Source organism: Ottowia pentelensis (assembly GCF_964341695.1).
The window spans coordinates 2,838,972-2,857,823 of record NZ_OZ224513.1 but is presented as its reverse complement, the minus strand read 5'-3'; the positions used below and the strand labels follow the sequence as shown (position 1 = coordinate 2,857,823).

The window sequence follows — 18,852 nt, the reverse complement described above, 5'->3', positions numbered from 1 at the left end:
GCGTCTCGGCAAGAAAGTCATTCGGGGTGGATGTCGGTGTTCTTCACGATGCCCGACCACAGCGCCTTTTCCTGCTTCAGAAAGGCGCGCGCATCGGCCGGCGAGCCGCCCAGCGGGTAGTTGGCCGTCTTGGCCAGCTTCTCCACCACGGCGGGCGACTGCAGCGCGGTGTTGACGATCTGGTTGATCTGCTGCACGCGCGCGCTGGGCGTGCCCTTCTTGGCGAACAGCATGAACCAGCCGGTGGCCTGCAGGCCGGGCACGATGTCCTTGGCCAGCGGGTAGCCCTCCAGGCCCGGCAGCACCTTGGCCGAGGTCACCGCCAGTCCCTTCAGGCGCCCCGACTTGACCAGGGGCAGCAGGGGCGCCACGCCGTTGACGGTCATGGCCGCCTCGCCGCCGACCACCGTCTGGATGCCCTGCCCGGTGGTGGCGGTGGGCACGATGTTGAAGGGCGCCCCGGTGGTTTGCACCAGCAGTTCGGCCGTCAGGTGCGGAATCGAGCCGCGGCTGGTGGTGGTCAGCGCCACCGCGCCCGGATCCTTGCGCGCCGCGGCCAGCGCGTCGGCCAGCGTCTTGGGCCCGTGCTCGGCGTTGGCGACGAACATCATGGGCGTGTCGGCCACCGAGACCACCGGCTCCATGTCGGTTTCGAGGTCGTACCTGGCCGCACGGTAGGTGAGCGGGGTGACGGTGACCACCGCCGCCTGCGCCAGCAGCAGGGTGTCGGGGTTGCTGGCCGACTTGGCCGCCATCACGGCGATGATGCCGCCGGCACCCGGCCGGTTGTTGACGACCACCGGGCGCTTGAGCCGGGTGCTCAACTCGTCGCCGACGATGCGCGCGATGATGTCCGGCGCGCTGCCGGCGCCGGCCGGCACGATGATCTCGATCGGCTCCTGCCCCCAGGCCGCGCCGCCGATGAGGGCGCCGAGCGCCAGGGTGACGAGTGTTCGCCGAGTCTGCATGGGTGTCTCCTGTTGTCCGTGGTCAAGGCTGGCCCCCAGCTTAGGCAAGGCCCGCGCCCCGGAATAGGCCCGTTCAGGCCGATCAGATATCGATGCGGTCGATATGGCGGGGATCGCGGCCGTGCGACCCGGCGCCGCAGCCGTGCCGGCGGCACAATGAGGCCTGACCATGACCGAACCGCTGGAGCGCCAACGCATCGACAAGTGGCTGTGGGCCGCGCGCTTTTTCAAGACCCGCGCCTTGGCCGTGCAGGCCATCGAGCGTGCGCGCGTGCAGGTCGGCGGCAGCGCCGTCAAGCCGGCGCGCGAGCTGAAGGTGGGCGACCTGGTGCACGTGCGCCAGGGTGAATTGGAGCGCGAGGTTCGGGTGCTGGCTCTCAGCGCCCAGCGCGGGCCGGCGCCGGTGGCGCAGCAGTTGTACGCCGAAACCGCGCCCAGCGTGGCCGCGCGCGAACAGGCCGCCGCCCAGCGCCGCCTGGCGCCCGAGCCGGCGCACAGCATCACCCAGGGCCGCCCCACCAAGCGCGAACGCCGCGCGCTGGACGGCCAGCGCCGCGCCGATTGGGATCAGCGCTGGTCGGCGGCATTGGATGAATGAGCACCCGATGGACATGAGCACGCACAACCCTCCCGACGTGCCGCAAGCCCTGCCACCCGCCGTGCGCGCGCGCCTGCTGGCCGGCCAGCGGCAGGTGACGGGCGCCGGCAACGAACGCGTGGTGTGGCACGCCTGGGGCACGCCCGATGGTGCGCCGCCGGTGGTGCTGCTGCACGGCGGCAGCGGCTCGTGGACGCACTGGGTGAAGAACATCGTGCCGCTGCTGGACGCCGGCCGCTGGGTGCTGGCGGCGGACATGCCGGGGTTCGGCGACTCCGATCCGCCGGCCACCGGCAACGACGCCGACGCCATGGCCGCTCCGCTGGCCGCGGGGCTGCGCGCGCTGGTGCCGGGTGTGGCGGTCGACCTGGTCGGCTTTTCGCTCGGCGGGCTGGTGTCGGCGCGGCTGCTGGCGGCCCAGCCCGAACTGGCGCGGCGCCTGGTGCTGGTGGGCGCGCCGGCCATGGGCGTGGCGGGCGGGCGGCCGGTGCAGCTCAAGGCCTGGCGCCACCTGCCCACGCGCGCGCAGCAGCTGGAGCACCACCGCCACAACCTGGCGGTGCTGATGCTGCACGACGCGCGCGCCATCGACGCGCTGGCGCTGGAGCTGCACGCCGCCAACGTGGTGCGCGACCGCCTGCCGCGCCGGCGCCGCACGTTTGCCGACTGGCTGGCGCGCACGCTGGCGGGCCTGAGGTGCCCGGTGCACGCCATCTACGGCGCGCAGGACGCGCTGTACGTGCCTCACGTGCGGCAATTGGCCGCGGCCTTTGCCGCCGCCGCGCCCGACTTTCGCGGCCTGCAGCTGATCGAGGGCGCAGGTCATTGGGTTCAGTTCGAGGCGCCGGAGGCCTTCAACGCCGCGCTCGCGCGTGCGCTGGCGCGCTGATTTTCAAGCCAGATCGGGCTGCAGCCGGCGTCCATCAAGCGCAAGCAGCTCTCATTTTCATTGCAAAGGATTTGTTTCATGCCGACCCCGATGCGCATCGATTTCGTCTCCGACGTGGCCTGCCCCTGGTGCGCGGTGGGTCTGGCCTCGCTGCAGCAGGCGCTGGCGCGCAGCGCCGATGCGGTGCAGGCCGAGCTGCACTTTCAGCCCTTCGAGCTCAACCCCGACATGGCGCCCGAGGGCGAGGACCCCGGCGAGCACCTGGGGCGCAAGTACGGCTCCACGCCGGCGCAGCAGGCGCAGATCCGCGCCACCATCGCCGAGCGCGGCGCGGCGGTGGGTTTTGCCTTCAAGCCCGACGGGCGCGGGCGCATCGTCAACACCTTCAACGCGCACCGGCTGCTGCACTGGGCCGGGCTGGAGGGCGCCGAGCGGCAACTGGCGCTCAAGCGCGCGCTGATGGAGGCTTACCACGGCCGCGCCGAGCGCGTCGACCACGACGAGGTGCTGCTGGCCGCGGTGCGTGCGGCGGGGCTGGACGAGGCGCGGGCGCGGCAGATTTTGGCCGGCGACGAGTTTGCCGACGATGTGCGCGCGGCCGAGCGGCGCTGGCAGATGGCGGGCATCCAGTCGGTGCCGGCGGTGGTCATCAACCAGCGCCACCTGATTTCGGGCGGGCAGCCGCCCGAGGTGTTCGAGCAGGCGCTGCGGCAGATCGCGGCGGGGCAGTAGCTCTTGATTCGATAGCTGCCTGCGATTGATTGACGGGCGCTGCGGGCTATTTTTGCTTGAAGAATTCGCGCAGGCTCAGGCTGAGGGCCGGAAACTCCTCGGCAAAGCGCTCGGGTTCGACGAAGTGCGCCTCGCAGGCCACGGCGAAGAACTCCGCCGGCGCGCTGGCGGCGTAGGCGTCCAGCCAGGGCCGGGGCTCGCCAAAGCGCTCGGCGCGAATCAGCTGCTCGCGAAAGTGCTGGTAGGCCGGCGCCCAGGTGCGCGCCCAGATGGCTGCGGCCTCGCGCGCGCTGCGGGCGCCCATGAAGCCGCGCGGCAGCGGCGGCGCGCCGTGGGCGCCGCCGGCCTGCATGTCCATCTTGTGCACGAACTCGTGGATCACCACGCTGCTGGCCGTGCCCGTGCCGTCGCCCTGCACGGCCGGCCAGCTCAGCATGACGGGGCCGTCCTGCATGGCCTCGCCGGCCAGCACCTCGGCGTAGTGGTGCACCACGCCGGCGTGGTCCATCACCTGCCGGGCCGCCACCGCGTCGGCCGGGTGCATGACGATGCCGACGAAGTCGTCGTACCAGGACAGGGCGTCCTCCGGTGTCGCCACCGGGCCCAGGTGCAGCAGCGGCAGGCAGGCCTGCGCGGCCACGGCCACGGCCATGGCGTCGCTCACCTGCAGGCCGTGCGCGCCGCTGAACTCCTTGTGCGCCAGAAAGTGCGTGGCCAGGCGCCGCAGGCGCGCCTGCTCGGGCACCGGCAGCCGGGCGAGGAAGGGGTAGTGCGCCAGCGTGGCCTGCCACAGCGCATCCGGGATGGGCGTGGGCACGCCGCGCACGGTGCGGCGCAGCCAGCGGGCAAGGGCGGGCAGGGGGGGCACGCGCCTATTGTGGGCCGTCGGGCGGCTGGCGCGCGCGCGCGCCGTCGGCGCGCAGGCGCAGCACCTGGGCGCGCCGCGTGCCGGCGTCGATGTGCCAGTCGCTCAGCACCACACACGTCAGCGCGCGGCCTTCGGCATCCTGGCCCAGCGCGTGGTCGGCCGGCTGATGCGTGTGGCCGTGGATCAGCGTGCTGGCGTGGGCCTGCAGCAGCCACTGGCGCGCCAGCGCGGCGTCGGTCTGGGCGTAGTCGGCGGGCGCGGTGGCGGCGTGGCGCGCCTCGCTGTGCTCTCGCATCTGGCGCGCGATGGCCTGGCGCTCGGCCAGCGGCCGGGCCAGAAAGGCCCGCTGCCAGTCGGCGCCGCGCACCTGCTGGCGAAACTGCTGGTAGGCGGTGTCGGCGGTGCACAGCAGGTCGCCGTGGCTGAGCACGATGCGCTGCGCGCCCCATTCGAGCACGGTGGGGTCGTCGGCCAGGTCGCGCACGCGGTGGCGCGCGAGAAAGTCGCCGCCGACCAGGAAGTCGCGGTTGCCGCGCATGAAGGCGAGGTCGGCGCGGCAGTCCTGAAGCACCTGGCCGCAGCGCGCCTCGAAGCTGCCGGGCGTGGCGCCGTCGTCGCCCACCCACACTTCGAACAAATCGCCCAGGATGATGACCGCGTCGGCCGGCGTGCGGCGCATGTGCTGCGCCCAGGCCTCGAAGGTGGCCGGCTCCTCGGGCTTGAGGTGCAGGTCGGAGATGAGATCGACCGTGCGCCAATGTTCGGGTGCGTGCAGCACGCCGAAAGGGGGCACGGCCGCCATGGCGCAGGCGTCAGAGCTTGACGGCTTTTTCGATGATGACGTCCTCGCGCGGCACGTCGTCGTGAAAGCCCTTGCGCGTGGTGGGCAGGGCCTTGATGGCGTCCACCACCTCCTGGCCCTTGACGACCTTGCCGAACACGGCATAGCCCCAGCCTTGCGCGGTGGGGGCCTTGAAGTCCAGGAAGTCGTTGTCCACGGTGTTGATGAAGAACTGCGCGGTGGCCGAGTGCGGGTCGCTGGTGCGGGCCATGGCCACGGTGTAGCGGGCGTTCTTCAGGCCGTTGTCGGCCTCGTTGGTGATGGGCGCCTGGGTGCCCTTTTGCTTCATGCCGGGCTCGAAGCCACCGCCCTGGATCATGAAGTTCTTGATGACGCGGTGGAACACCGTGTTGTCGTAGTGGCCGTTTTGCACGTAGGACAGGAAGTTGGTCACCGACTGGGGCGCCTTGTCCTGGTCGAGTTCGAGCGTGATGACGCCGTGGTCCTTGATGTGCAGTTCGACTTGGGGGTTGCTCATGACAGAAGTCTTTCAGTGGATGAGGGTGGCGGATTGGATGACGACCGGCTTTTGCGGCACGTCGGTGGGGAAGGGGCCGCCGGCGCCGGTGGGCTCGTCGCGAATCTTGTCGACCGTGTCCATGCCGCTCACCACCTTGCCGAACACGGTGTAGCCGAACAGCGCGGGGTGGTTTTCGACCTGGGCGCGCGGGATATCCTTTTGCAGCTGGCCCTGGTATTCGAAGGTGACGGGGTCGCCCGCCGGCAGGATCACCGGGTCCAGGCGCGGGTTGTCCACCACGTCGATGAAGAACTGCGCCTTGGCCGAATACGGGTCGTTGGTGCGCGCCATGGCGATGGCGCCGCGCACGTTCTTCAGGCCCTTGGCCAGCGCCTGGCGGCCTTCGTGGTTGATGGAGGCGCGGGTCGGCTTTTCCTTGTAGTCGGTGTCGTAGCCGCCGCCCTGGATCATGAAGTTCTTGATCACGCGGTGAAAGATGGTGCCGTTGTAGTGCCCGTCCTTCACGTACTGCAGGAAGTTGGCCACGGTCTTGGGCGCGGCGTCGGGGTAGAGCTCGACCACGAAGTCGCCATCGGTGGTGACGAACTTGACGCGCGGATCGGCCGCCAGCGCGGGCAGGGCGGTGCCCAGGGCGGCCGCGGCCACGAGGGTGGTGCCCAGGCGGGCGAGCGTGCGACGGGACAGGAACATGGGTGGGGCTTTCGGCAATGGGGATCGTGATTGGTGCGCCGGCTGAGCGCGCAAGTTCCCGGGTCAGGGCTTGGGTGCGGCGGCGGGTTTGGGCGCTGCACCCCACAGGCCGTGCAGCGCCTCGATCTTGGCGGGCAGCTGCGGGTCGTCGGCCTTGGCCTGGCGCGCGCGCTCGAAGGACTGCAGCGCCTCGCGCGCCTGCACGTCGCCCAGGTTGGCCAGCGCGGTGGCGTAGTCGGGCTGCACGCGCAGGGCGTTTTGCAGCGCCTCGCGCGCCTGCGCCAGGTGGCCGCCGGCGGCGTACAGCACGGCCAGGTTGTTCCAGGGCTCGGCCAGCTCGGGGTAGTCGCGCGTCAGCTGCAGCAGCAGGGCCTGCGCCTCGGCGGCCTGGCCGCTGGCGCTCAGCACATTGGCCTTGATGAAGCGCATCTGCGGATCGCGCGGGTGCTCCTTGATGTAGGCGTCGGCGGCGGCCAGGGCCTGCGCCGTCTGGCCTGCGGATTGCAACTGCTGTACCTGCGTGTAATCGTCGGCAGCGCGGGCCGAGCCGGCCAGCAGCAGGCAGGCCAGCAGCAGCGCCAGCACGGCGGGCCGATGGGTGGATAGGGATGACAGGCGCAGAAGCATCAACGGGCGCGGGGCGCGCAAGAGGCCGGGCGGAGGGCCGGGGCGCCGGGGCAGGTTTTATACTGCGGGGCATTGTAGCCAAGCAGGATGATTGCGCCGCCCGCGCCACCGCGAGCCGCGCTTTCCCTCTTGACGGGCGGCCCGCGGCGTCTGACGATGAGCCCAAACGGCTGGCCCGCACCTGCGGTATTCGGTTTTCCCATGACCCTTCGGATTTACAACACGCTCACGCGTGGGTTGGAAACTTTTGCGCCCATCGAGCCGGGCCACGTGCGCATGTACGTGTGCGGCATCACCGTCTACGACCTGTGCCACATCGGCCACGCGCGCTCGGCCGTGGCCTTCGACGTGGTGCAGCGCTGGCTGAAGGCCTCGGGCCTGGCCGTCACCTTCGTGCGCAACATCACCGACATCGAGGACAAGATCATCCGCCGCGCGATCGAGAACGGCGAAACCATCCGCCAGCTGACCGACCGCATGATCGCCGAGATGTACCGCGACTTCGACGCCCTGGGCGTGGAGCGCCCCACGCACGACCCGCGCGCCACCGACTACGTGCCGCAGATGCTGGACATCGTCGGCCGGCTGCAGGGCAAGGGCCTGGCCTACCAGGCCGACAACGGCGACGTGAATTACGCCGTGCGCAAGTTCGCCGGCTACGGCAAGCTGTCGGGCAAGTCGCTGGACGAGCTGCAGGCCGGCGAGCGCGTGGCGGTGGACGCGGGCAAGCACGACCCGCTGGACTTCGTGCTGTGGAAGTCGGCCAAGCCCAGCGAGCCCGAGGGCGCCAAGTGGGACAGCCCCTTCGGCCTGGGCCGGCCGGGTTGGCACATCGAGTGCTCGGCCATGAGCTGCGCGCTGCTGGGCGACACCTTCGACATCCACGGCGGCGGCGCCGATCTCACGTTCCCGCACCACGAAAACGAGATCGCCCAGAGCGAGGGCGCCAACGGCCAGCCGCTGGCCCGCCTGTGGATGCACAACGGTTTCGTCAACATCGACAACGAGAAGATGTCCAAGTCGTTGGGCAACTTCTTCACCATCCGCGAGGTGCTGCAGCAGTTCGATGCCGAGACCATTCGCTTCTTCATCGTGCGCGCGCACTACCGCAGCCCGCTGAACTACAGCGACGTGCACCTGCAGGACGCGCGCGCGGCGCTGCGGCGCCTGTACACCGCGCTGGACGCCGTGCCCGCGAGCGACGTGACGATCGATTGGTCGAACGCGTACGCCGCGCGTTTCAAGGCCGCGATGGACGAGGACTTCGGCACGCCCGAGGCGGTGGCCGTGCTGTTCGAACTGGCCAGCGAGGTCAACCGCGCGCGCCGGCCCGAGGACGCCGGCCTGCTCAAGGCCCTGGCCGGCTGCCTGGGCTTGCTGCAGGCCGACCCGCGGACGTTCCTGCAGGCCGGTAGCACGCTGGACGAGGCCGCCATCCAGGTCCGCATCGAAGCGCGCGCGGCGGCCAAGAAGGCCCGGGACTTTGCCGCCGCCGACGCCATCCGCGCCGAGCTGCTGGCCGCCGGCGTGGTGCTGAAAGACTCGCCCGCGGGCACCACCTGGGAGGCCGTTCAATGACCGGTTTTGCAAGCCAAACAGGCCGCTGGCGCTGACGGAGCGGGCGATGGCAGCTACAAAAAACAAAGTCAACGGGGTGATGACCCCAGCCTACTGGGACGCCGCCTGCGAGCACCTCACGCGCAAGGACCGCGTGCTGCGCCGCCTGATCCCGCGCTTTGGCGACGCCTGCCTGCAGTCGCGCGGCGACGCCTTCGTCACGCTGGCGCGCTCCATCGTCGGCCAGCAGATTTCGGTCAAGGCCGCGCAGTCGGTGTGGGAGCGCTTCGAGGCGCTGCCGCGGCGCATGACGCCCGCGGCGGTGCTCAAGCTCAAGGTGGACGACATGCGCGGCGCCGGCCTGTCGGCGCGCAAGGTCGAATACCTGGTGGACCTGGCGCTGCACTTCGACGCCGGCAAGATCCACGTCGACGACTGGGTGGCGATGGATGATGAATCGATCATCGCCGAGCTGGTGGCCATTCGCGGCATCGGCCGCTGGACGGCCGAGATGTTCCTGATGTTCCACCTGCTGCGCCCCGACGTGCTGCCGCTGGACGACGTGGGCCTGATCAAGGGCATCAGCACCAACTACTTCTCCGGCGAGCCGGTCAGCCGCAGCGAGGCGCGCGAAGTGGCCGCCGGCTGGGCGCCCTGGCGCAGCGTGGCCACCTGGTACATGTGGCGCTCGCTGGAGCCGCTGCCCGTCGCTTATTGACGCGATGTCCGGCACGCCTGGGCACATCCGCTAACATTCCTTCCCTCTCGTCACCGAGGAGCCGCTTTTGGCCAAAAAAACCTTTCTGGACTTCGAGCAACCCATCGCGGAGCTGGAAAACAAGATCGAGGAACTGCGCTACGTGCAGTCCGAAAGCGCGGTCGACATCTCCGAGGAGATCGACCAGCTGGGCAAGAAGAGCCTGAAGCTCACCAAGGACATCTACAGCGACCTGACGCCCTGGCAGATCACCAAGATCGCGCGCCACGCCGACCGGCCCTACACGCTGGACTACGTGCGCGAGTGCTTCACCGACTTTGTCGAGCTGCACGGCGACCGCCACTTTGCCGACGACCAGAGCATCGTCGGCGGCCTGGCGCGCTTCAACGGCAACGCCTGCATGGTGCTGGGCCACCAGAAGGGGCGCGACACCAAGGAGCGCGCCGCGCGCAACTTCGGCATGACGCGCCCCGAGGGCTACCGCAAGGCGCTGCGCCTGATGAAGACGGCCGAGAAGTTCAAGCTGCCGGTGTTCACCTTCGTCGACACGCCGGGCGCGTTTCCGGGCATCGATGCCGAAGAGCGCGGCCAGTCCGAGGCCATCGGCCGCAACATCTACGAGATGGCGCAACTCGAGGTGCCGATCATCACCACCATCATCGGCGAGGGCGGCTCGGGCGGCGCGCTGGCCATTGCGGTGGCCGACCAGGTGCTGATGCTGCAGTACTCGATCTACTCGGTGATCAGCCCCGAGGGCTGCGCCTCCATCCTCTGGAAGACCAGCGACAAGGCCGAGGAGGCCGCCGCCGCTTTGGGCATCACCGCGCACCGCCTGAAGGCGCTGGGCCTGATCGACAAGATCGTGAGCGAGCCCGTGGGCGGCGCGCACCGCGACCCGCGCCAGATGGGCGGTTTTTTGAAGCGCGCGCTGGCCGACGCCTGGCGCCAGATCGGCGACCTGAAGCTGAAGGACCTGCTGGATCGGCGCTATGAGCGCCTGCAGGGCTACGGGCGTTTTACCGACACCAAGGCGGAGAGGTAACGGCCCCCACGCTCCCCCGCTGCGCGAGGTGCGCTGCCCCCCAAGGGGGCTGTTTCATCTTGGGGCGGCCCGGCGATGAAACGGGGTTTCAACGCGCCGCAGGCTTGACGCGGGCATCCACCTTGGCGCGCAGCGCCGCGTGCAGCTCGGCCGGCAGCAGCTTGAAGGCCAGCTGCAGCAGCACATAGGCCAGCAGCCCGTCGTCCAGCCAGCCCAGCAGCGGGATGGTGTCGGGGATCAGGTCGATGGGGCTGAGCACATACACGATGGCCAGCACGGTTGCCAGCTTGGCGGACTTGGGCGTGCGTGGATCGCGCAGCAGGCCCCAGGCCAGCAGCAACTCCTTGCGCAGCACGGTCAGCAGTCGGGTCAGTTTCCACATCGGACGCGGGCCTCCTTCGGCGACGGTCGCAACCCGGGTGGGCGCGACCTTGCCTTAACGTGGGGCCGCCGGCGGCGATGACAAGGGCGGGCCGTGGCGCGGATGAAGCGGGCGATGGCCTACCATCGGCCCGAACCATGCCCGACGCACCGCCTCTTGCCGATCCCGCGGCGCTGGATCGCGCCATGGACGCCTTTGCCGCCCTCGCCCCGGCGCTGCCGCTGGCCGTGGCCTTCAGCGGCGGCGCCAACTCCAGCGCGCTGCTGCTGGCCTGCGCCGCGCGCTGGCCGGGCCAGGTGCAGGCCTGGCACGTGCACCATGGGCTGCAGGCGGCAGCCGATGATTTCGAGCGGCATTGCGCGGCGGTGTGCGCGCGCCTGCAGGTGCCGCTGCGCGTGCAGCGCGTGGACGCGCGCGCCGCGCCGGGCCAAAGTCCCGAGGCCGTGGCCCGCGCCCGGCGTTATGAGGCTTTTGAGGTTCTGGCCAGCACGGATCAAGCGCGAGCAGCTATAAAAACAGTAGTTATCGCGCAACACGCCGACGACCAGGCCGAGACCGTGCTGCTGGCCCTCTCGCGCGGCGCCGGCCTGCCCGGGCTGGCCGCCATGCCGGCGCGCTGGCGCCGTGGCGGCCTGGTCTATGCCCGGCCCCTGCTGGACGTGCCCGCGCCGGCCATTCGCGCCTGGCTGCGCGCGCGCGGCGACGACTGGGTCGAAGACCCCAGCAACGCCGACGAGCGCTACACGCGCAACCGCATTCGCGCCCGCCTGCTGCCGGTGCTGCAGGAGCTGTTTCCGGCCTTTCGCGCCACCTTCGCCCGCAGCGCCGCGCACGCCGCGCAGGCGCAGGACATCCTGGCCGAGGTGGCCGCGCAAGATCTGGCGGCCTGCGGCCAGCCGCCGCGCCTGGCGGCGCTGCGCCAGCTGGGCCCGGCGCGGCGCGCCAACGTGCTGCGCCACTGGCTGATGGCGGCGCATGGCCAGACGCCGACCCAGGCGCAACTGGCGGCGCTGCAGGTGCAGATCGAGGCCTGCACCACGCGCGGCCACCGCATCGACCTGAAGCTGGGCCAGGGCCGGGTGCGGCGCGTAGGCGAGGTGCTGCAGTGGCAGGCCGAACCGGCCGGCGCCGCCGGGACATCGGCGCGCCGCTAAAATCGAGGGTTTGCCGCGCCTGGGTGCGCGGCGCGGCTTTTTTCAACCCTTCAAATCATGGCTTTGATTGTCCAGAAATACGGCGGCACCTCGATGGGCTCGACCGAGCGCATCGCGCAGGTCGCCAAGCGCGTGGCCAAGTGGGCGCGCGCCGGCCACCAGGTGGTGGTGGTGCCCAGCGCGATGAGCGGCGAGACCAACCGCCTGCTCGGCCTGGCCAAGGAGCTGGCGCCCAGCCACGTCACGCGCGACTACTTTCGCGAGCTGGACATGCTGGCCTCCACCGGCGAGCAGGTGTCGGTCGGCCTGCTGTCGATCGCGCTGCAGGCCCAGGGCCAGCCCGCCGTCAGCTACACCGGCTGGCAGGTGCCGATCCGCACCACCAGCGCCTACACCAAGGCGCGCATCGAGAGCATCGACGACCAGAAGGTGCGTGCTGACCTGAACGCCGGCAAGGTGGTCATCATCACCGGCTTTCAGGGCATCGACGAGGCCGGCAACATCACCACGCTGGGGCGCGGCGGCTCCGACACCTCGGCGGTGGCGGTGGCGGCGGCGCTCAAGGCCGACGAATGCCTGATCTTCACCGACGTCGACGGCATCTACACCACCGACCCGCGCGTGGTGCCCGAGGCGCGGCGCATGGCCTCCATCAGCTTCGAGGAGATGCTGGAGATGGCCAGCCTGGGCAGCAAGGTGCTGCAGATCCGCTCGGTCGAATTCGCCGGCAAGTACCGCGTGCCGGTGCGCGTGCTCTCCAGCTTCACGCCCTGGGACATCGACGTGGCCGTGGAGGCCAAGTCCGGAACGCTCATCACTTTCGAGGAACACGAACAAATGGAACACGCCGTCGTATCGGGCATCGCCTTCAATCGGGACGAGGCCAAGATTTCCGTCTTTGGCGTGCCCGACCGCCCGGGCATCGCCTACCAGATCCTGGGCGCCGTGGCCGACGCCAACGTCGAGGTCGACGTCATCATCCAGAACGTCAGCAAGGACGGCAAGACCGACTTCAGCTTCACCGTGCCGCACCCCGACCTGGCGCGCACCATGGAGCTGCTCAAGGACAAGGTCGTGCCCGAGCTGGGCGCCGCCGATGTGGTGGGCGACCCGCGCATCTGCAAGGTCAGCATCGTCGGCATCGGCATGCGCAGCCACGCCGGCGTGGCGGCCAAGATGTTCCGCACGCTGAGCGAGGAGGGCATCAACATCCAGATGATTTCCACCAGCGAGATCAAGACCTCGGTGGTCATCGACGAGAAATACATGGAGCTGGCCGTGCGCGCGCTGCACCGCGCGTTCGAGCTGGACATGCCGGGAGTGACGGCCTGACTCCACTCGCAAGCGCATGAAAAGCGGGCCTCGAAAGGCCCGTTTTTCATGGTGGCGCGTGTCGCGCGCGAATCGGTGGATTCAACGGATCGCGGCCAGCTTCAGTACCGGCGGCCGCCACCGCTGCGCGGCTCCATCGGGCGGGCCAGGTTCACGGTCAGGGCGCGGCCGTCGACCTCCTTGCCGTTGAGGCCTTGAATGGCGGCCTGGGCTTCAGCGGGCGTGCTCATCTCGACAAAGCCGAAGCCCTTCGAGCGGCCGGAGTCGCGATCCATCATGACCTTGGCCGACGAAACCTGGCCAAAGGCGGAGAACCGCTCCTGCAGGTTCTCATCGCGCATCGAGTAAGAAAGATTGCCAACGTAAAGTCTGTTTTCCATGGTGATTTCCTTGGTGGGGGTGGGTGCCGGGCCCGACGTGGGACCGGATTTCAGTGAACGGATGGGGGTCGGTGTGAGGTGCGGCCGCGGCCGTCAGCGTCGCTGTCTCCTTAGGGTGGAGGCGCCACCGGAGTGGCGGGTCTCCAGGTGCCGAAAGGTGATGCGGCCCTTGTTGAGATCATAGGGCGACATCTCCAGCGACACCTTGTCGCCGGCAAGCACGCGGATTCGATGCTTGCGCATCTTGCCCCCGGTGTAGCAGATCAACGTGTGACCGTTGTCCAGCGTGACGCGAAAGCGCGAATCGGGCAGCACTTCCTCGACGCGACCCTGCATTTCAATCAGTTCTTCCTTGGCCATGCGGCTCCTTTGAATGGCTTGGCGGGCTCTTTGCGTTACCCCAATTGGTTTTGCAAAATGAGGCGCCTGCCCTGAACCAGGGCGTAGCCAGTGGCTTCGGCGGCACTGCGAAACACCGGAACGAGGCGGAAAACACGGTCATGTTTGCCGCGCCGCACCGACACGGCGGCGGCGTAGTCGCCGCCATCGGTCTGGCTTGTGAGGGGGGTGACGGTGTACGGGCCCACGTGATGCGGGATGGAGAAGGTCATGTGTTGGCAGGGTGTGTCCGTGGCGTGATACGCATGTGCCAGCCGAGAGCCAAAAAGACTCGTCGGCGCAGCAAATCGAATCAGGTGCCCGGAAATGGCCCGGCAGACAAGCGCAGCGGACCGATGTGGAGCTCGTCGAGAGGAGAATGACGAACGATCAACGCGCAATGAGAATTCAACGCGCCTGATTGACCAAAGCCGTTGCGGGCAATGCACGCCGCAAGGTGTCAAGCAAGGACTGAGGCAACGAGCATGCCGCGGTCGATGGGTTCAGTATACGCCACCTGCTTCGCAAGCGGTTGCCGGTCTGCGCATTGCGCGGACGTCCAGGCCAAGTCTTCAGCCCTGAAACGCCAAAGGCCGTCTGAACCAATGGCATAATGCGAGTCTGCTTTCGAGCCGGCCCAAGGAGACGTGACCGAGTGGCCGAAGGTGCTCCCCTGCTAAGGGAGTATGGGGTGTAGAGCCTCATCGAGGGTTCGAATCCCTCCGTCTCCGCCAGTTCAAAAGCCAAGAATGCAAAACGGGCCCAAGGGCCCGTTTTTGTTTTTGGGTGACGGCCGCGCTCAGGTCGCCAGTGGCGGCTCGCTGCTCGCGGCGGGGCTTACCGCGACGTCACCTTCTGCGGCGCGGATGTTGGTGGCCAGCAGCCCCTTGGGGCCCTCGTTGACCTCATAGCTCACGCGAGCGCCTTCCTTCAAGGTCTTGAAACCTTCCATGGCGATGGCCGAAAAGTGGGCAAAGATGTCGGGCCCGCCGCCGTCGGGCTCGATGAAGCCGAAACCCTTCAGGTCATTGAACCATTTCACGCGTCCGTTTGGCATCACATTCTCCTCGTCAGTCGCTTATTTCCTGTAACGAACGAGTTTGGAACACGCCCAGCGCGCTTGTCAATCATGGTCATTCCCAGTGAACCGGCTCCCGGCCTTGCAAGCGTGGCGGGCACCCCCATCTTTCAGCGGTGACGCGCAAGCGCCGGCTCCTGCCGGGCGTGGGGCGCGCCGATAAAATGGATTTCATGGCAATCACGCAACCGATCAAGCCGGCCGGCGTGCCCGAGGACGACGGCGCGTCGGTCGTGCTCGAGCGCGTGCCGCAGAAGGTCAAGCCGCCGCAGATGCACCAGGTGGTGCTGCTCAACGACGACTACACGCCGATGGAATTTGTCGTGGTGGTGATCCAGGAGTTCTTCAGCAAGGACCGGGAGACGGCCACGCAGATCATGCTCAAGATTCACCTGGAGGGCAAAGGCGTGTGCGGCGTGTACACCCACGACGTGGCCGCAACCAAGGTCGACCAGGTGCTGGACGCCGCGCGCCAGGCCGGCCACCCGCTGCAATGCGTGAGCGAACCGGTGGACTGATGCCGGTCGGCGTTGCCTTGGCGTTGAAATATGGGAAAACCTCCCCCACCTTTGCCTGTCAAAGCCTTGAGAACGTCGTAAGCTTGAGGCGCTAAAGGAAACACACCATGATTGCCCAGGAACTGGAAGTCAGCCTCCACATGGCCTTTGTCGAGGCGCGCCAGCAGCGCCACGAATTCATCACCGTCGAGCATCTGCTGCTCGCGCTGCTGGACAACCCGAGCGCCGCCGAGGTGCTGCGCGCCTGCTCGGCCAACATCGACGACCTGCGCAAGTCGCTGGCCGGCTTCATCAAGGACAACACGCCCCAGGTGGCGGGCACCGACGACGTCGACACCCAGCCCACGCTGGGTTTCCAGCGCGTCATCCAGCGCGCCATCATGCACGTGCAGTCCACCGGCAACGGCAAGAAAGAGGTGACCGGCGCCAACGTGCTGGTGGCCATCTTCGGCGAGAAGGACTCGCACGCCGTTTACTACCTGCACCAGCAGGGCGTGACGCGCCTGGACGTGGTCAACTTCATTGCCCACGGCATCCGCAAGAGCGACCCGCCCGAGGCCGGCAAGCCGGCCGAGGGCCAGCCCGGCGCCAGCGAGGCGGAAGAAGCGGCCAGCGAAAAGAGCGAGAAGGCCTCGCCGCTGGAGCAGTTCACGCAAAACCTCAACCAGCTGGCCAAGGACGGCAAGATCGACCCGCTGATCGGGCGCGACTACGAGGTCGAGCGCACCATCCAGATCCTGTGCCGCCGGCGCAAGAACAACCCGCTGCTGGTGGGCGAGGCCGGCGTGGGCAAGACGGCCATCGCCGAGGGCCTGGCCTGGCGCATCACCGAGGGCGCGGTGCCCGAAATCCTGACTGAGGCCACGGTCTACGCGCTGGACATGGGCGCGCTGCTGGCCGGCACCAAGTACCGCGGTGACTTCGAGCAGCGGCTGAAAGGCGTGCTCAAGAACCTCAAGGACAAGCCGCACGCCATCCTGTTCATCGACGAAATCCACACCCTGATCGGCGCGGGCGCCGCGTCGGGCGGCACCCTGGACGCGTCCAATCTGCTGAAACCGGCGCTGTCCAGCGGCCAGCTCAAGTGCATCGGGGCGACGACCTACACCGAGTACCGCGGCATCTTCGAGAAGGACGCGGCACTGTCGCGGCGCTTCCAGAAGGTCGACGTGGTGGAGCCCACGGTGCCCGAGACCATCGAGATCCTCAAGGGCCTCAAGACCCGCTTCGAGGAACACCACGCCGTCAAGTACGCCACGGCGGCGCTGCAGGCCGCGGCCGAGCTGTCGGCCAAGTACATCACCGACCGCCACCTGCCCGACAAGGCCATCGACGTCATCGACGAGGCCGGCGCGGCGCAGCGCATCGCCGTGGCCAGCAAGCGCAAGAAGACCATCGGCAAGCACGAGATCGAAGAGATCGTGGCCAAGATTGCGCGCATTCCGCCGGCCAGCGTCAGCAACGACGACCGTGGCAAGCTGCAGACGCTGGAGCGTGACCTCAAGAGTGTGGTGTTCGGGCAGGACAAGGCGCTGGAGGTGCTGGCCGCCGCCGTCAAGATGGCGCGCTCGGGCCTGGGCAAGGGCGACAAGCCGATCGGCTCGTTCCTGTTCAGCGGCCCCACCGGCGTCGGCAAGACCGAGGCCGCCAAGCAATTGGCCTACATCATGGGCGTGGAGCTGATCCGCTTCGACATGTCGGAGTACATGGAGCGCCATGCGGTCAGCCGCCTGATCGGCGCGCCTCCGGGCTACGTCGGCTTCGACCAGGGCGGCCTGCTGACCGAGGCCATCGCCAAGAAGCCGCACGCGGTGCTGCTGCTGGACGAAATCGAGAAGGCGCACCCGGACATCTTCAACGTGCTGCTGCAGGTGATGGACCACGGCACGCTGACCGACAACAACGGGCGCAAGGCCGACTTCCGCAACGTCATCATCATCATGACGACCAACGCCGGCGCCGAGACCATGAACAAGGCGACGATCGGCTTCACCAACGCACGCCAGCAGGGCGACGAGATGGCCGACATCAAGCGCCTGTTCACGCCCGAGTTCCGCAACCGGCTGGACGCCATCGTCAGCTTCAAGGCGCTGGACGAGCAGATCATCCTGCGCGTGGTCGACAAGTTCCTGCTGCAGCTGGAGCAGCAATTGGCCGAGAAGAAGGTCGAGGTCACCTTCACCGACAAGCTGCGCAAGTTCCTGGCCAAGAAGGGCTTCGATCCGCTGATGGGCGCACGGCCGATGCAGCGCCTGATCCAGGACACCATCCGCAAGGCGCTGGCCGACGAATTGCTGTTCGGCCGCCTGACCGAAGGCGGGCGCCTGACGGTCGACCTGGACGACAAGGACGAGGTGCTGCTGGACATCGTCCCGACGCCCAAGAAAGACCGCGCCAAGTCCGAGCCGGCCGAGCCCGAAGAAGAGCTGGCGGCCGACTGATCCGTCGCAGCCAGACACTGACCACCACCCGCTGCGCCCCGATGCGCAGCGGGTTTTTTTGCCGCCGGGCCGCCCCAAGGCAAAACGCCCCCTTGGGGGCAGCGCACCTCGCGCAGCGGGGAAGCGTGGGGGTCTTTTTTGCCGCCGGGCCGTCCCAAGGCAAAAACGCCCCCTTGGGGGGCAGCGCACCTCGCGCAGCGGGGGAGCGTGGGGGTCCTATTGCATCAGCGCCGCGCCGCCACCCAGATGCCGGCGACGATCAGAACGAAGGCCAAGGCATGAAAGGGCTGCGGCGCTTCGCCCAGAAACAGCGCCGACAGGATGGCCGCGAACACCGGCGTGAGGTTGGAGAAAAAGCCCGCCAGCGCCGGCCCCGCGCGCTCCACCCCCAGGCCCCAGCAGCGGTAGGCCAGCACGGCGGGACCGATGGCGACGAAGGCCAGCGCGGCGGCCAGCGGCCAGCCCCACACGATGCGGGCGTCGGGGTGGATGGCCCATTCGCCGGCAGCGAACAGGCCCGACCAGCCCAGGCCGAACACCACCTGCGCCAGCAGCAGCGCGGCCCAGTCGCCGCGCAGCCGCGCCGGCTCGCCCGGGCGCGCCGGCAGCAGCCACGAGTACCAGGCCCAGGCGATGGTGGCCAGCACCATGTACAGATCGCCGGGCACCAGCTGCAGCGCGGCCAGCTGCTGCCAGCGCCCGCGCGCCAGCACCACCCCCACGCCGGTGATCGACAGCAGCACGCCGGCGACCTGGGCCAGGCTGACCCGCATGCCGAAGAACAGCCGCCCCAGCGCCAGCATCCACAGCGGCATGCTCGACGCCACCAGGGTGACGTTCAGCGGCGTGGAAGTGCGCAGGGCCAGGTATTGCAGCGCGTTGTAGCTGCCCACGCCCAGCAGGCCCAGCAGGGCGTAGCGCCGCCACAGCGGCCACAGCCCGCTGCCGCGGCCCAGCACCCAGGGCGCCAACGGCAGCAGGATGACGAAGGCCAGCAGCCAGCGGATGAAGTTGAGCGTGATCGGCGGCACCAGGCCGACCACCGCGCGCCCCACCACGGCATTGCCGGCCCACAGCAGGGTCGAGGTGGTCAGCAGGGCGACGGTGGAGGCGGTCAGGCGCATGGGGCAGCGAAAGGCGGTGGTGCAAGATTTGGCCAAGCCATGCCCCCGGCCGAA

At 68.8% G+C, this 18,852-nt stretch carries 22 protein-coding genes and 1 tRNA gene; 11 read left to right on the top strand and 12 right to left on the bottom strand.

All coding sequences use genetic code 11. The features are described 5' to 3' along the window. Positions 1-17: 17 nt before the first annotated feature. Positions 18-968: a Bug family tripartite tricarboxylate transporter substrate binding protein gene (locus tag ACWHMB_RS13765; RefSeq protein ID WP_377479055.1), complete on the bottom strand. Its 951-nt coding sequence runs from the start codon at positions 966-968 to the stop codon at positions 18-20. A gap of 169 nt (positions 969-1,137) precedes the next feature. Here ACWHMB_RS13765 and ACWHMB_RS13760 point away from each other — a divergent pair, with 169 nt between their 5' ends. From ACWHMB_RS13760 to ACWHMB_RS13750, 3 genes are all read left to right on the top strand, one after another. Further along, positions 1,138-1,566, top strand: coding sequence for an RNA-binding S4 domain-containing protein (locus ACWHMB_RS13760; RefSeq protein WP_377479052.1), 429 nt, complete (start codon positions 1,138-1,140; stop codon positions 1,564-1,566). Between the two features lie 13 nt (positions 1,567-1,579). Further along, positions 1,580-2,455: an alpha/beta fold hydrolase gene (locus ACWHMB_RS13755; protein WP_377479049.1), complete on the top strand. Its 876-nt coding sequence runs from the start codon at positions 1,580-1,582 to the stop codon at positions 2,453-2,455. A 78-nt stretch (positions 2,456-2,533) separates the two neighbouring features. Next, positions 2,534-3,187, top strand: coding sequence for a DsbA family oxidoreductase (locus tag ACWHMB_RS13750; protein WP_377479047.1), 654 nt, complete (start codon positions 2,534-2,536; stop codon positions 3,185-3,187). A 46-nt stretch (positions 3,188-3,233) separates the two neighbouring features. Here the strand turns inward: ACWHMB_RS13750 and ACWHMB_RS13745 are convergent, their stop codons facing one another. The 5 genes from ACWHMB_RS13745 to ACWHMB_RS13725 form a co-directional block, all read right to left on the bottom strand. Next, complete coding sequence (locus ACWHMB_RS13745) at positions 3,234-4,046, bottom strand: M90 family metallopeptidase (RefSeq protein WP_377479155.1); 813 nt, start codon at positions 4,044-4,046, stop codon at positions 3,234-3,236. 13 nt (positions 4,047-4,059) lie between these two features. Next, entirely contained in the window at positions 4,060-4,857 is a 798-nt protein-coding gene (locus ACWHMB_RS13740) for a UDP-2,3-diacylglucosamine diphosphatase (RefSeq protein ID WP_377479044.1), read from the bottom strand. 10 nt (positions 4,858-4,867) lie between these two features. Beyond that, the gene (locus ACWHMB_RS13735; RefSeq protein WP_377479041.1) at positions 4,868-5,374 is read right to left on the bottom strand and encodes a peptidylprolyl isomerase; all 507 of its coding nucleotides are present in this window, start codon (positions 5,372-5,374) and stop codon (positions 4,868-4,870) included. Between the two features lie 12 nt (positions 5,375-5,386). Then, entirely contained in the window at positions 5,387-6,067 is a 681-nt protein-coding gene (locus tag ACWHMB_RS13730; protein ID WP_377479038.1) for a peptidylprolyl isomerase, read from the bottom strand. Positions 6,068-6,130: 63 nt separating this feature from the next. Beyond that, on the bottom strand, positions 6,131-6,694 hold the full coding sequence (locus ACWHMB_RS13725; RefSeq protein ID WP_377479035.1) for a tetratricopeptide repeat protein: 564 nt from the start codon (positions 6,692-6,694) through the stop codon (positions 6,131-6,133). A 201-nt stretch (positions 6,695-6,895) separates the two neighbouring features. Here ACWHMB_RS13725 and cysS point away from each other — a divergent pair, with 201 nt between their 5' ends. From cysS to ACWHMB_RS13710, 3 genes are all read left to right on the top strand, one after another. After that, entirely contained in the window at positions 6,896-8,272 is a 1,377-nt protein-coding gene (cysS, locus tag ACWHMB_RS13720; protein ID WP_377479032.1) for a cysteine--tRNA ligase, read from the top strand. A gap of 46 nt (positions 8,273-8,318) precedes the next feature. Then, a complete protein-coding gene (locus tag ACWHMB_RS13715; protein WP_293226013.1) occupies positions 8,319-8,969 on the top strand; it encodes a DNA-3-methyladenine glycosylase family protein in 651 nt (216 codons plus the stop codon). A 67-nt stretch (positions 8,970-9,036) separates the two neighbouring features. Beyond that, the gene (locus ACWHMB_RS13710) at positions 9,037-10,011 is read left to right on the top strand and encodes an acetyl-CoA carboxylase carboxyltransferase subunit alpha (protein ID WP_293226011.1); all 975 of its coding nucleotides are present in this window, start codon (positions 9,037-9,039) and stop codon (positions 10,009-10,011) included. A gap of 88 nt (positions 10,012-10,099) precedes the next feature. On the opposite strand, the gene ACWHMB_RS13705 is transcribed toward ACWHMB_RS13710, so the two are convergent. Then, positions 10,100-10,393, bottom strand: a complete 294-nt coding sequence (locus ACWHMB_RS13705) for a YkvA family protein (protein ID WP_377479029.1) — start codon at positions 10,391-10,393, stop codon at positions 10,100-10,102. A gap of 137 nt (positions 10,394-10,530) precedes the next feature. Between ACWHMB_RS13705 and tilS the strand changes: the two genes are divergently transcribed. Together tilS and ACWHMB_RS13695 are read left to right on the top strand one after the other, a co-directional pair. Continuing rightward, positions 10,531-11,547, top strand: a complete 1,017-nt coding sequence (gene tilS / locus ACWHMB_RS13700; RefSeq protein WP_447648563.1) for a tRNA lysidine(34) synthetase TilS — start codon at positions 10,531-10,533, stop codon at positions 11,545-11,547. Between the two features lie 57 nt (positions 11,548-11,604). Continuing rightward, positions 11,605-12,879: an aspartate kinase gene (locus ACWHMB_RS13695; RefSeq protein WP_377479023.1), complete on the top strand. Its 1,275-nt coding sequence runs from the start codon at positions 11,605-11,607 to the stop codon at positions 12,877-12,879. 101 nt (positions 12,880-12,980) lie between these two features. On the opposite strand, the gene ACWHMB_RS13690 is transcribed toward ACWHMB_RS13695, so the two are convergent. The 3 genes from ACWHMB_RS13690 to ACWHMB_RS13680 form a co-directional block, all read right to left on the bottom strand. Then, complete coding sequence (locus tag ACWHMB_RS13690; RefSeq protein WP_377479020.1) at positions 12,981-13,259, bottom strand: RNA recognition motif domain-containing protein; 279 nt, start codon at positions 13,257-13,259, stop codon at positions 12,981-12,983. A 93-nt stretch (positions 13,260-13,352) separates the two neighbouring features. Next, positions 13,353-13,619 carry a translation initiation factor IF-1 gene (gene infA, locus ACWHMB_RS13685; protein WP_377479017.1) on the bottom strand — a complete coding sequence of 89 codons (267 nt, stop codon included), beginning with the start codon at positions 13,617-13,619 and terminating at the stop codon, positions 13,353-13,355. 35 nt (positions 13,620-13,654) lie between these two features. Further along, on the bottom strand, positions 13,655-13,870 hold the full coding sequence (locus ACWHMB_RS13680) for a hypothetical protein (RefSeq protein WP_377479014.1): 216 nt from the start codon (positions 13,868-13,870) through the stop codon (positions 13,655-13,657). A 408-nt stretch (positions 13,871-14,278) separates the two neighbouring features. Here ACWHMB_RS13680 and ACWHMB_RS13675 point away from each other — a divergent pair. Further along, positions 14,279-14,371: transfer RNA gene (locus tag ACWHMB_RS13675), tRNA-Ser, on the top strand. Between the two features lie 65 nt (positions 14,372-14,436). Here the strand turns inward: ACWHMB_RS13675 and ACWHMB_RS13670 are convergent. Continuing rightward, positions 14,437-14,694: a cold-shock protein gene (locus tag ACWHMB_RS13670; protein WP_377479012.1), complete on the bottom strand. Its 258-nt coding sequence runs from the start codon at positions 14,692-14,694 to the stop codon at positions 14,437-14,439. A gap of 185 nt (positions 14,695-14,879) precedes the next feature. On the opposite strand from ACWHMB_RS13670, the gene clpS reads away from it, so the two are divergent. Both clpS and clpA read left to right on the top strand, forming a co-directional pair. Then, on the top strand, positions 14,880-15,233 hold the full coding sequence (clpS, locus tag ACWHMB_RS13665; protein WP_377479009.1) for an ATP-dependent Clp protease adapter ClpS: 354 nt from the start codon (positions 14,880-14,882) through the stop codon (positions 15,231-15,233). Positions 15,234-15,340: 107 nt separating this feature from the next. Beyond that, positions 15,341-17,674, top strand: a complete 2,334-nt coding sequence (gene clpA / locus ACWHMB_RS13660; protein WP_377479006.1) for an ATP-dependent Clp protease ATP-binding subunit ClpA — start codon at positions 15,341-15,343, stop codon at positions 17,672-17,674. A 224-nt stretch (positions 17,675-17,898) separates the two neighbouring features. Here the strand turns inward: clpA and ACWHMB_RS13655 are convergent, their stop codons facing one another. Continuing rightward, a complete protein-coding gene (locus ACWHMB_RS13655; RefSeq protein WP_377479003.1) occupies positions 17,899-18,798 on the bottom strand; it encodes a DMT family transporter in 900 nt (299 codons plus the stop codon). Positions 18,799-18,852: the final 54 nt, after the last annotated feature.